The sequence below is a fragment of the Streptomyces sp. NPDC019224 genome (assembly GCF_040632605.1).
GTDB lineage: Bacteria > Actinomycetota > Actinomycetes > Streptomycetales > Streptomycetaceae > Streptomyces.
The window spans coordinates 13,520-25,710 of the sequence record NZ_JBEYCF010000045.1; the positions used below are offsets into that span (position 1 = coordinate 13,520).

10 protein-coding genes are annotated in these 12,191 nt (G+C 70.9%); 4 read left to right on the forward strand and 6 right to left on the reverse strand.

What is annotated here, in order from left to right:
* Positions 1 to 131: 131 nt before the first annotated feature.
* The gene (locus ABZ564_RS24800; protein WP_360860504.1) at positions 132 to 848 is read right to left on the reverse strand and encodes a GntR family transcriptional regulator; all 717 of its coding nucleotides are present in this window, start codon (positions 846 to 848) and stop codon (positions 132 to 134) included.
* Between the two features lie 142 nt (positions 849 to 990).
* Here ABZ564_RS24800 and ABZ564_RS24805 point away from each other — a divergent pair, with 142 nt between their 5' ends.
* Entirely contained in the window at positions 991 to 3,072 is a 2,082-nt protein-coding gene (locus ABZ564_RS24805; protein WP_360860506.1) for a protein kinase, read from the forward strand.
* Positions 3,073 to 3,140: 68 nt separating this feature from the next.
* Here ABZ564_RS24805 and dnaN read toward each other — a convergent pair whose 3' ends face one another.
* The 4 genes from dnaN to ABZ564_RS24825 all read right to left on the reverse strand — a co-directional run bounded on the left by dnaN (position 3,141) and on the right by ABZ564_RS24825 (position 7,884).
* On the reverse strand, positions 3,141 to 4,283 hold the full coding sequence (gene dnaN, locus ABZ564_RS24810) for a DNA polymerase III subunit beta (protein WP_360860509.1): 1,143 nt from the start codon (positions 4,281 to 4,283) through the stop codon (positions 3,141 to 3,143).
* Between the two features lie 149 nt (positions 4,284 to 4,432).
* Complete coding sequence (locus tag ABZ564_RS24815) at positions 4,433 to 5,329, reverse strand: glycoside hydrolase family 19 protein (RefSeq protein ID WP_360860511.1); 897 nt, start codon at positions 5,327 to 5,329, stop codon at positions 4,433 to 4,435.
* Between the two features lie 186 nt (positions 5,330 to 5,515).
* Positions 5,516 to 6,346 carry a glycoside hydrolase family 19 protein gene (locus ABZ564_RS24820; protein ID WP_360860620.1) on the reverse strand — a complete coding sequence of 277 codons (831 nt, stop codon included), beginning with the start codon at positions 6,344 to 6,346 and terminating at the stop codon, positions 5,516 to 5,518.
* A 254-nt stretch (positions 6,347 to 6,600) separates the two neighbouring features.
* Positions 6,601 to 7,884: an adenylosuccinate synthase gene (locus tag ABZ564_RS24825; RefSeq protein ID WP_360860514.1), complete on the reverse strand. Its 1,284-nt coding sequence runs from the start codon at positions 7,882 to 7,884 to the stop codon at positions 6,601 to 6,603.
* Between the two features lie 186 nt (positions 7,885 to 8,070).
* On the opposite strand from ABZ564_RS24825, the gene ABZ564_RS24830 reads away from it, so the two are divergent.
* Positions 8,071 to 8,922, forward strand: a complete 852-nt coding sequence (locus tag ABZ564_RS24830; protein ID WP_360860517.1) for a diacylglycerol kinase — start codon at positions 8,071 to 8,073, stop codon at positions 8,920 to 8,922.
* A 74-nt stretch (positions 8,923 to 8,996) separates the two neighbouring features.
* Here the strand turns inward: ABZ564_RS24830 and ABZ564_RS24835 are convergent, their stop codons facing one another.
* Positions 8,997 to 9,551 carry a MarR family transcriptional regulator gene (locus ABZ564_RS24835; RefSeq protein WP_360860520.1) on the reverse strand — a complete coding sequence of 185 codons (555 nt, stop codon included), beginning with the start codon at positions 9,549 to 9,551 and terminating at the stop codon, positions 8,997 to 8,999.
* Between the two features lie 99 nt (positions 9,552 to 9,650).
* On the opposite strand from ABZ564_RS24835, the gene ABZ564_RS24840 reads away from it, so the two are divergent.
* The gene (locus ABZ564_RS24840) at positions 9,651 to 10,562 is read left to right on the forward strand and encodes an ABC transporter ATP-binding protein (protein ID WP_360860523.1); all 912 of its coding nucleotides are present in this window, start codon (positions 9,651 to 9,653) and stop codon (positions 10,560 to 10,562) included.
* On the forward strand, positions 10,559 to 12,184 hold the full coding sequence (locus ABZ564_RS24845) for an ABC transporter permease (protein WP_360860526.1): 1,626 nt from the start codon (positions 10,559 to 10,561) through the stop codon (positions 12,182 to 12,184). The genes ABZ564_RS24840 and ABZ564_RS24845 overlap by 4 nt, the downstream gene beginning before the upstream one ends.
* Positions 12,185 to 12,191: the final 7 nt, after the last annotated feature.

Here is a 12,191-nt window from a genome sequence, read left to right on the forward strand (position 1 = left end):
TCCAACGGGGGCGTGCAGTGGTCGGGACAGCGTAATGCGGCAGGCTCCGCACGCACAGTGGCCGCTCACGCCCGGTCCGGTGCGGGGGCGGCGGCCGGTACCCGCCGGGGTCGGGGCATCCCCGACCATCGTCAGGGGCGCCCCCAGGCATCCCCCGCGGCCGGTCCCGGATCGGCGAGGCGGTCGGCCCAGCTCAGCGCGTGGCTGTTGTAGCCGTCGATCGCCGCGCGCAGGGCCTCGCGGTCGCGGTGCGTGATTGCGGCGACCAGTTCGACGTGGCCGTTCCACAGCCAGTCCCGCAGCGCGGCGTCGCCCCGCAGGTACGGCACGGCGAACACCCATGCCTGGATCCGCAGCCGGTGCAGGAAGTCGCTGATGTAACCGTTGCTGATGAGGCCGCCCAACTCACGCCAGAAGCGCAGGTCGTAGCCGATGAGGATGTCCAGGTCCCCGCAGCGCGCGGCACGGGCGGCCTCCTCGGCACGGCGGCGTACGGACACGAGCGCGTCCCGGTAGTCGGTACGCCGCTCCGGGGCCGGATCGTGGAAGACGCCCCGGAGGACCCCGTCCATGACCAGGGCGCGGGCCTCCACCATCGCCCGGTAGTCCGCGACCGTGAACTGGTGCACCCGGAAGCCGCGGTGCTGATCGGATTCGAGGAGCCCCTGGGCGGACAGGTCGAACAACGCCTCGCGGACGGGCGTCGCGGACACCCCGTACTGCTCGGCGATCTGCTTGACGGTGAACTCCCGCCCAGGCAGCAGGCGCCCGGCGAGCACCTCGTCACGCAGCGCGTCCGCGATCTGCTGCCGCAGGGTGCTGCGGGTGACGGCTCCGCTCGCGCACATGGCGCCCCTCCCCGATTCGGTTCCGGGTCACCTTAGACCGGCTCCGGATCGGCCCGGAGCCCCGGAGGGCCCCGAGTGGACGAAGCGCGCCGCTATTCTCGTCCCCGTCCGGCGTGTTGTCGTACGGGGGAGGCCGCACACCATGGAGAAGCTCGGGTCCACCGATCCACAGCGCATCGGCGCGTACCGCGTGCTGGAGCGCCTCGGCGCGGGCGGCATGGGTCAGGTGTATCTGGCCCGTTCCGACCGCGGCCGTACGGTCGCACTCAAGCTCGTACGCGAGGAACTCGCCGCTCAGCAGGAATTCCGCGACCGGTTCCGCCAGGAGGTACGGGCCGCCCGCCGGGTGGGCTCCACCTGGACCGCGCCCGTGCTGGACGCCGACACCGAGGCCGACGTGCCGTGGGTCGCCACTGGATATGTGGCGGGGCCCTCCCTCCACGCCACCGTATCGGGCAGGCCGGGCACCGGCCCCGGCCCGGCCCCCGGCACGTACGGCCCCCTGCCGGAACGGTCCGTCCGTATTCTCGGCGCCGGTCTCGCACACGCCCTGAAGGCCATCCACACGGCCGGCCTCATCCACCGGGACCTGAAGCCCTCCAACATCCTGCTCACGATCGACGGTCCGCGCGTCATCGACTTCGGAATAGCCAGGGCCCTGGACACCGTCACCGACGGCGGTCTCACCCGCACCGGTGCACTGGTCGGCTCGCCCGGTTTCATGTCGCCGGAGCAGGTACGGGGCGAGCGGGTGAGCGCGGCGAGCGACGTGTTCTGCCTGGGGTCGGTGCTGACGTACGCCCTGACCGGGCGGCTCCCCTTCGGGGCCGCGGCCAACGAGATGCACGCCCTGCTGTTCCGCATCGCGCAGGAGGACCCGGACCTGACCGGGGTCACAGCGGGCCTCGACGACCTGATCCGGGGCTGCCTCCACAAGGACCCGCAGGCCCGGCCGTCCACGGACGACATCCTGGCCCTGCTGGCGGACGACGACAACAGCACGGAGCCCTGGCTGCCGGGCGCGCTCATCGCCCAACTCGGCCGCCACGCCGTGGAACTGCTCGACTCCGAGGACCCGGAGGACGCGGGGCCGGTCGATGCAGTACCGGGCGCGGGGCCGGTCGATGCAGTACCGGACGGGGGGCCAAAAAACGGGAAGCCGCAGGGCGCGGTGCCCCTCACCAAACCGGCCGCCTCCGATGCCGCGGCGACCGACACCCCCTCCGACCCCAGACCCGAGCCCTCTTCCGAGCCGACGACCGAGGTGTTCGGCGCCCCCACTGGGCCGACCGCCCCGCTCCCCTCCTCCGAGCAGCCCGGGGCCGGCCCCGTTCACGTGCTCCCTGCAGGAGCCGCCTGCGCCGCCGGGACCGTTCCCCCGCCGAGCGGGCACCCGGCCACGACGCCCCCGCCCGGTTACGGCTACCCGCACCAGCCGGCCCAGCCGCAGCCCGTCCAGGGCTACGGCCACCCCCAGCAGCCCAACCACGGCCAAGCGTACGGCTATCCGCAGCAGCCGAGCCCGGACCACGGTTACCCGTACGGCTACCCGCAGCAGCCCGGTCACGGAGCCACTCCCCCGTACGGCCCCGGCTACCTCACCGGCACCCAGCACCCGGCCCCCGCCCCGGAGCCGGCCCGCAGGAGCAACGGCTCCACCATCGCCCTGGTGGTGGTCGCCCTGCTGGTCGCCATAGGGGCCGGCGGGTCCGTCTACGCGCTCATGAACGACAAGGGCAACACCCCCACGGCGAAGCCCACTCTCTCGGCCGGTCCCTCCCCCTCGCAGGCCATCGAGGGCTCTCCCTCCCCCGCCGTCTCCCCGGACCCCTCGCCCAGCGACGACGGGGCCAACGGCGAGGAGGGCGGTGTCCCCGAGGGCTACCTGGGCTCCTGGTCCGGCAGCATCGACAACGACACCGGCCACTCCACCCGTGAACTGGTCATCCGCCAGGGCGAGGCGGGCGACACCGTCCTCACCCTGACCGCCGAGGGCCCGCTCGCCGGCGGCGGCAGCTACCGCTGCGTCTTCGAGGCGCCCCTGACGGCCGAGGCCGTCGAGGGCGAGGCCGTCCGCATCGGCCCGTCCACCGTGACGGAGGGCGAACCGGCGGCTTCCTGCACCCCAGGCGCGCCGACCACGCTCACCCTCCTCCCGGACGGCAGCCTCAGCCGGGAGAACACGTCCAGCGGCGAGAAGCTCACCTACACGAAGACCGGCTGACGGACCGGGCCGAATGGGGCCGCCATGGCTTGCCGGGCAGCCCTCCGGGCCCGGCCCCGCCTCCGTTTTCACTGGACCAGCGGGCGGACGGACATGAGCAGGTGCTGGTGGACCGTGTCCCCTGCCCCGTCCGCCGCGGCCGCCGCGTCCTCGTGGTCCCGGTGCCCGGTGATCATGGCGCGCTGGCCCTGGCCGATGAGCTGGAACCGGACGACCGGAGTATCGAAGGAGGCCAGCGCGTCCATCAGGTACGAGGGGTTGAACGCGACGGTGATCTCGTCGGCGCCCAGAAGCCCGGCGGGCAGGCGCTGGGAGGCCACGTCGTCCTCGTAACCGGCCTGGAGCAGCACGGAGCCCTCGGCGAAGGCGAACTGGAGCGGGCTGTCGCCGTCCGCCACCACCGCGACCCGCTTCACGGCCTCGACCAGCGGCTCGCGCTCGGTCACCGCCTTGACCGGCCCGTCCAGCACGAACAGCTTGTCGTGGCGCGGCAGCCGGCCGTCGAGCAGCCGGACCGTGGTACGCATGCCCTCGCGCTCGAAACCCGCCGAACCGCTGTCCAGGGCGAGGCGGACCGTACCGGGGCGGGCACCGACCGAGCGGGCGATCTCGCTGAGCCGACGGGCCGAGACGACGACGTCGGCCGTCACGCCGCGCGTGGCGGGCCGCCAGTCGAGCGTACGAACCGCGAAGCGGTAGCGGTCCGTGGCTGCCAGGGTCATCCACTCACCGTCGAGCCCCAGGCGGATACCGGTGAGCGTGGGCAGGGTGTCGTCCCGGCCCGCGGCCACCGACACATCGGCGACGGCTGCCGCGAACTCCTGCCCGTCGACCTCGCCAAGGACCTCCGGCAGCGGAGGCAGCGCGGGATAGTCATCCAGCGGGAGGACCGACAAGCCGAATCCCGCGCCGCCGCCCGTCACTGTGAACCGTGAGCCCTCGACCGCGCACTCCACCGGCCCGTCGGGCAGCACCTTGCACACGTCGAGCAGGCGGCGGCCCATGACCAGAACCTTCCCGGGCCGTTCGGTCCGGGCCTGGATCTCGATGCGTGCGGACGCCTCGTAGTCCAGGCCGGAGATGCTCAGTGTGCCGTCCGCCGCCTCCAGCAGCAGCCCGCCGAGGACGGGTACGGGCGATCTGGTGGGCAGCACGCGGGCGGCCCAGGCCACGGCGTCCGTCAGCTCGCCGCGTTCGATCCGGAACTCCATCGTGGTGACCTCTCCTCGTACGCCGACCGCCTGCGGTCCCGACGATTTCGACGCTAGAGGCCACCACTGACAACGAGGTGGGGGATGCCCCCGGCCGCAAGGCCGGAGGCATCCCCCACACGTGTGAATTCGCCGGATGAAAGCGCTGGTCAGCAGCTGAGGTTGGATCCGGGCGCGGCGCCGAGGATCTGCACGAACGCCTGGTACCTGTCGATGCGGTTCTGGACCTGGGCGGGGCTGCCGCCGTTGCACTCCAGCGAGCCGTTGATGGAGCGGATCGTCTCACCGAAGCCGGCACCGTTCACCATGGCGTTGTGGGCGGTCATGGTGCCGGGGCCGTTCTGGGTGTTCCAGTACCAGAGACCGGTCTTCCAGGCCACGGCGGCATCCCGCTCGACCAGATAGGGGTTGCCCAGCAGGTCGATGCCGAGCGCGTCGCCCGCGGCCTTGTAGTTGAAGTTCCAGCTGAGCTGGATCGGCCCGCGTCCGTAGTACGCGGCCCGGCCCGCCGGGCAGCCGTACGGCTGGCTGCTGTCGCAGTAGTGCGGGTAGTTGGCGGTGTTCTGCTCGACGATGTACACCAGGCCGCCGGTTTCGTGGCTGACGTTGGCGAGGAAGGCCGCGGCCTCCTGCTTCTTGACGGTGTCGCTGCCGGTGTTGGCGAAGGCCGGGTAGGCGTCCAGGGCGGCGACCAGCCCGCTGTACGTGTAGAAGGAACTGCGGCCGGGGAACATCTGGTTGAACTGCGCCTCGCTGACCACGAAACCGGAGGAGGAGCCCGGGTCGCCCGGGTCCGTGCCGCCGCCGCTTCCGCACGCGCCCTGGTCGGCCCAGACATCGGAGCCGCCGGGCCTCTCGTTCTGCGTCCACCACTTGGCGGTCCAGTTGTGCCCGTTGTACGAGGCGGTGCCGCCGCCGGTGTACACGGACGAGGCGTTCCAGGCGGCCGCACAGCCGGCGGCCGAAGCGGTGGTGGCGGGGAGTACGACGAGCCCTGCCACAACCGCGCCCAGCGCGGCGAGCAGGCCCATGACACGTCGGAACATCTGCACACTCCTTCGGCGCGGTGCACCGGTCGTCGCGGTGCACCGCTGTGGGGGGGGTACCCGCCACTCAAGCGTTGTTGGTCTGGACCTGTCAAGGCCTAGACCAATCCCGGGAACTCGCCGAGAGAGAACCCCGGGGTCCGCCCACCAGGCGGCAGGGCGGGGCCCCTGAGGTTTGAACTGACGTCAGCAGGTAAGCCCTGAACCCGGATCGACGCCGATGACGTCCGTGATGTGCTCGTACTTGGCGACCCGCGCCTCCACCGAGCCGGGATTGCCGCCGTTGCACTCAAGCGAGCCGTTGAGCGAGCGGATGGTCTCGCCGAAGCCGGCACCGCCGACCATGGCGTCATGGGAGGTCATGCTCCCGGGGCCGTTCTGGGTGTTCCAGTACCAGAGCGCGGTCTGCCAGGCGACCGACGCATCGCGCTCCACCAGCCACGGGTCGTTGAGCAGGTCGAGGCCGAGCGCGTCCCCCGCCGCCTTGTAGTTGAAGTTCCAGCTGAACATGATCGGACCCCGCCCGTAGTACGCGGACCGGCCGGCCGGGCAGCCGAAGGGCTGGCTGTAGTCGCACTTGATCCAGTAGTTGGCCTCGTTGATCTCCTTCACGTACCGCAGGCCGACCGACTCGAAGTCGGCGTGCGTCAGGAACGCCGCAGCCTCCCGGCTCCTGGTCGCCTCGGTCCCGGTGTTCGCGAAGCGGGGGTATGCGTGCAGCGCGTCGATCAGGCCCTGGTACGTGTAGAAGGGGTCGCGCGCGGGGAAGATCTCGTCGAACTCCGCCTCACTGATGACGAAGTCGGAGGCCCCTCCCACACAGGCGCCCGCATCCGCCCAGACAGGGGTGGCGCCCGGGTTCTCGTTCCGCGTCCACCACTTCGCCGTCCAGTTGCGGCCGTGGTGCGAGACCGCGCCGCCGGCCGAGTAGGCGGCCGAGGAGTCCCACAGGGGTGCGCACGAGGCGGATCCGCCAGGGCCCGAGGTGGCAAGGGCGGCGGTGGCGACGCCGGGCAGAAAGGCCGCCGTCGCGACGACTGCGCTCAGTACGGTCAGGATGCTCTTGATGCGGTTCAGCGCTGCTCACTCCTTCGACAAGGACGGGCATGGCTCGCAGCACACCTCAGCGGACGGGCCGTGCGGGCATTCCCGCACCCAATCGCCGCTGGCCTGGACCTGTCAAGGTCTAGACCAGAAGGGGTCGCTGAGAACGCACATGGGTGAGGGCCGGGGCTCAACCACCGCCCCGGCCCTCCCGCACACCCGCGTATCTACAGGAACGAGTTGATCTCGATGGTCTCGGTACGGCCGGGGCCGACACCGATCGCGGAGATCGGGGCGCCGGACATCTCCTCCAGCGCCTTCACGTACGCCTGGGCGTTCTTCGGCAGATCGGCGAACGTCTTCGCCTTGGTGATGTCCTCGGACCAGCCCGGGAGCATCTCGTACACCGGCTTCGCGTGGTGGAAGTCGGTCTGGCTGTACGGAAGCTCCTCGACGCGCTTGCCGTCGATCTCGTACGCCACACACACCGGGATCTGCTCCCAGCCGGTCAGCACGTCCAGCTTGGTGAGGAAGAAGTCGGTGAGGCCGTTGACCCGGGTGGCGTACCGTGCGATGACCGCGTCGAACCAGCCGCACCGGCGGTCACGGCCGGTGGTGACACCGCGCTCGCCACCGATCCGGCGCAGCGCCTCGCCGTCCTCGTCGTGCAGCTCCGTCGGGAACGGGCCGGCGCCGACACGGGTGGTGTACGCCTTGAGGATGCCGATGACCCGGCTGATCTTGGTCGGACCGACGCCGGCACCGGTGCACGCGCCGCCCGCCGTCGGGTTCGACGAAGTGACGAACGGGTACGTGCCGTGGTCGACGTCGAGCAGCGTGCCCTGACCGCCCTCGAAGAGGACGACCTTGCCCGCGTCGATGGCGTTGTTCAGGACGAGCGTCGTGTCGGCGACATAGGGCTTGATCTGCTCCGCGTACTGGAGCATGTCCTCGACGACCTTGCCGGCTTCGATGGCGCGCCGGTTGAAGACCTTCGCCAGAAGCTGGTTCTTCTGCTCCAGGGCCGCCTCGACCTTCTGCTCCAGGATCGACTCGTCGTAGAGGTCCTGGACGCGGATGCCGACCCGGTTGATCTTGTCGGCATACGTCGGGCCGATACCGCGCCCCGTGGTGCCGATCTTGCGCTTGCCGAGGAACCGCTCCGTCACCTTGTCGACGGTGACGTTGTACGGGGTGATCAAATGAGCGTTGCCGCTGATCAGCAGCTTCGACGTGTCCACGCCGCGGTCGTTGAGCCCACTCAGCTCGGAGAGCAGGACCGCCGGGTCGACGACCACACCGTTACCGATGACCGGGATACATCCCGGTGACAGGATGCCGGAGGGGAGGAGATGCAGTGCGTACTTCTGGTCGCCGACGACCACCGTGTGGCCGGCATTGTTACCGCCCTGGTAGCGCACCACATAGTCCACGGATCCACCGAGGAGGTCGGTGGCCTTTCCCTTGCCCTCGTCACCCCACTGAGCGCCGAGCAGCACAAGTGCGGGCACAGGCGTACACCCCTTCCGGGCGGGGCATGTCCAAGGTCAGGGGGCGTACGAAAACGCCGTACATGCCGTACGTCGTTGTACGGCACAGTCCGAACCGTCGAACCGGGTGCCCCGGAATAGACGAAACCCCTGGCGCAATAGCGCAAGGGGCTCTTGCACAAAGATGCTACCCGAGGAAGGTCCGAGGTGTCGGCTGCCCAGCCCTCCGGTAACGGCGCGCCCCATCTGCTGGTGGTGATCGATCCGGTCGCCCGCCGCACGGACGGCGAGTCCGTACGCATCGCGAAGGACGTGCTGAGCGCGGGCGCACACGCCAAGATATGCCTCCCGGACAGCCCCGGTGAGTTCGCCCGGGCCCTCTCCCGCCGGGGCGGCCGACGGCCTGTGGTGATCGGCGACGACCGGGCGCTGCGGCGCGCGGTGTCCCTGTTGCACCGGGAGCGGGAACCCGCCATGAGCGCGCTCTCACTCGTCCCGGTCGGCGCGTCGGAAGCCCTGGAACTCGCTCATTCGCTCGGCGTGCCGTCCAGCGCCGTAGCGGCGGCACGCACGGCGCTGGACGGGGCGGTGCGCCGCCTGGACCTGCTCGTCGACGACAGTGATGGCGTGGTCCTGGGCGCGCTGCGCATCCCCGCCCTGAACGGCGCCCCGGGGACAGGGGCCGACCGCTCGGGCATGACCGCTGTCTGGGACACCTGCCGCTCCCTGGTCCGCACCCTGGTGCGTCCCTCGCCCCCGGAACCGCCCGCCGTACCTCCGACACACCGGTTGCGCGTGGAGGCCGACGGCATCGTGCTGAACGACCTGGACCGCCCGGTCACCTCGGTGACGGTGACCTCCGGATGCGGTGACGACGGCATGGCGGCCGTGACGATCGACGCTCCGGACACCGCCCCGGTCACCACGGAGGCCAAGGCCGTCACGGTCTCGGGGGCGGATTTCCGCTACCGGGCGGACATACAGGTCGCGGGTCCGGTGCGGACGCGGACGTGGACGGTACGGGCGGGAGCCTGGGGGCTGATACTTCCTGCGGGATAGCGGGGCGGGCTGGACCCGGCCGACGGGTGCGGCGCCGGGCGCGCCAGTGGTCCGGCGCGGGCGGCGCCGGATGCTCAGGCGTTCGCGGCCGGCCTGCCCGTCGGCAGATCGAGGGTCTTGCGGCGCTCCTCCCAGCGATCCATCAGTCCCTCCAGTTCCACCTGAAGGAACTCGAAGAACGCCGCCGTCTCGGCGATCCGGGCCCCGGCCGGGGTGTGCTCTCCGAGCGTGCGTGCGCCTTCCTTGAGGGTTCGCTCCCAACGAGTGAGCACCTGATCGCGGCTGGCGAAAGTGGTGTACCAGATCTCGTTGTGCAGCCGGTAGCGGTCGCGGCGCGAGCCCGGTTCGCGTTCGCGGCCGACCATGCTGACCTGGGTGAGGTAGTTGATCGCGCCGGACACGGCGGCGGGGCTGATCTGCAGGGCCAGAGCGAGCTCCGCCGAGGTCATGGAGGCGTCGTCGTCCGCGAGCAGGGCGGCGAAGACACGCGACGCCATGCGCTGCATCCCCGCCTCGGTCATCTCGGACGCGAACCGTTCGACGAAGCGCGCGACCGCCTCCGCGTCCCGGTCGTCCCGCCCCCGGACCGCGCCCTGCGGGGCGCTCTCCTCCACGGATTCGCCGCTCATCCCGCTCCTCTTCCTCGATGCCCCACTGCCTGTCACTCCTTCGAGTTTATACGGTTCCTTAACTTCACAACTTCATGAAAGTAGCGTATGTTCAGAATCATGACGAAGGCAATCGCCGTGGTCGGACTGCGCAAGAGGTTCGGCCGGACGCAGGCTCTGGACGGCCTCGACCTGGCCGTCGAGACGGGTGAGGTCCATGGCTTCCTCGGCCCGAACGGGTCGGGGAAGTCCACCACCATCCGAGTGCTGCTGGGGCTGCTGAGAGCAGACTCCGGCGCGGCTCGACTGCTCGGCCGGGACCCCTGGCACGATGCGGTCGGACTGCACCGGCGCGTGGCCTACGTCCCCGGGGATGTCACGTTGTGGCGCAATCTCTCCGGCGGCGAGGTGATCGACCTGTACGGGCGGCTGCGTGGCGGTCTCGACGAGACCCGACGCGCGGACCTCGTCGACCGCTTCGAGCTCGACCCGACCAAGAAGGGACGGACGTACTCCAAGGGCAACCGGCAGAAGGTGGCTTTGGTCGCCGCCTTCGCCTCGGACGTCGACCTGCTGATCCTGGACGAGCCGACCAGCGGGCTCGACCCGCTGATGGAAGAGGTTTTCCAGAGCTGCGTGGCCGAGGAGCGTGAACGCGGGCGGACGGTCCTGCTCTCCAGCCACATCCTGAGCGAGGTCGAATCGCTCTGCGACCGGGTCAGCATCATCCGCCAGGGCCGGACGGTGGAGACCGGTTCACTGGCGGACATGCGTCATCTGACGCGAACGAACATCAGCGCCGAGCTGATGCGCGATCCGGTCGGCCTGGCACGGCTCCCCGGCGTCCATGACCTCGACATACAAGGGCGGCGGGTCTCGCTCCAGGTCGACACGGACCGGTTGGACGCCGTCCTCAAGTCGCTCTCCACGTCCGGCGTCCGGACGCTGACGAGCACCCCGCCCACGCTGGAGGAGCTCTTCCTTCGCCACTACACAGCGGACGCCGGACATGCACCGGGGGTGGCGCGATGACCGCCGTGCCCCTGACCGCGACGGCCGATGCGCGACGGCAGGCCGGCACCGGGCAACTCGCGGGGACCCGGGCCCTCCTGAGGCTCGCCCTGAGGCGTGACCGCATCGTCGTCCCCGTCTGGGTGCTCGTGCTGGGCGGGTCGTTCTCCTCCGTCGAAACGTCCATCTCCTCGCTCTACGGAACACCCGCTCAGCGAGCCGAGCTCGCCGCGTCGATGAACGGCAACAGCTCCGTGCGCGCGATGTACGGACCCGTCTTCGACGACTCCGTGGGAGGGCTCGTCAGCTGGCGCATGCTGGCCTTCGGCGCCGCTCTGGCCGCGGTGATGAGCCTGGTCGTCGTCGTGCGCCACACCCGGGAGGAAGAGGAGTCGGGTCGTCAGGAGATGCTCTCCTCGGCGATGGTGGGCCGCCGCGCCCCGCTCACCGCCGCACTGCTCGCGGCCCTGATCGCCAACGCCGCCCTGGCCCTGGTGATCGTGGCCGGGATGGCCGGCTCGGGTGCGGGGAGCGCGGGGGCGGTGGCGCTCGCGTCGACCGTAGCCGGGGTGGGTGTGCTGTTCGCCTGCACCGCCGCGATCGCCGCGCAGTTCACCGAGAGCGCGCGCCTCGCGAAGGGGCTCACGGCGGCGGTGGTGGGTGCGGCGTTCGTCCTGAAGGCGGCGGGTGACTCGGCGGCAGACGACGGCTCTTCCCTCCTCATCTGGCTCTCTCCGCTCGGCTGGGCCGAGAACGTCCGGCCGTACGCGGACGAACGGTGGTGGGTGCTCCTGGTGGTCGCCGGCGCGGTGGCCGTGCAGTGCGCCGTGGCGTACGCGTTGGCCGGGCGCCGGGATGTCGGCATGAGCTTTCTGGCGGCACGGCCGGGACCGGCCCGGGGCCGGATCACCACCGCCTCGGGTCTCGCGATACGCCTTCAGCGCAGTGCGCTCCTGGGATGGACGGTGTCCTTCGCGGTGGTCGGCTTCGTCTTCGGCGGCCTGGCCGATGGGGCGGCGGATCTGGTGGGGGACAACGAGAAGGCCAGGGAAATCTTCGAGCGAATGGGCGGTCAGTCCGGACTCACGGACGCGTTCCTCGCCTCGATGGTCTCCGTGCTCGGCACGGTGGCCGCCCTGTACATCGCCGCGTCGGTGCTCCGGCTGCACGGCGAGGAGACCGCCGGACGCGCGGAGCCAGTGCTCGCGGGCGGCATCAGCCGGCTCGGCTGGGCTGCCGGCCATCTGCTCATCGCCTTCGGCGGCGCGGCCCTGATCATGACGGTCGGCGGTCTCGGTCTGGCGGCGGGATACGGGCACGCGCTTCCGGCCGTGCTCGGTGCCTCACTGGTGCAACTGCCCGCCGTCTGGCTGCTGGGCGGGGCCACGGCTCTGCTGTACGGGGCGATACCGAAGGCGGCCCCGGCGAGCTGGGGTCTGGCAGGTCTCTGCCTGGCGCTCGGCTGGATCGGGCCCGCCCTCGACCTGCCACAGCCGGTGATGGACATGTCTCCGTTCACGCATCTGCCGAGGCTTCCGGGGGCGGGGATGGAGTGGGGACCGGTGGTGCTCCTCACCGCGCTGGCGGCAGCGCTGGTGGCCGGCGCTTTGGCGGCATTGCGCCGCCGCGACCTACTGGTCTGAGGGGGCC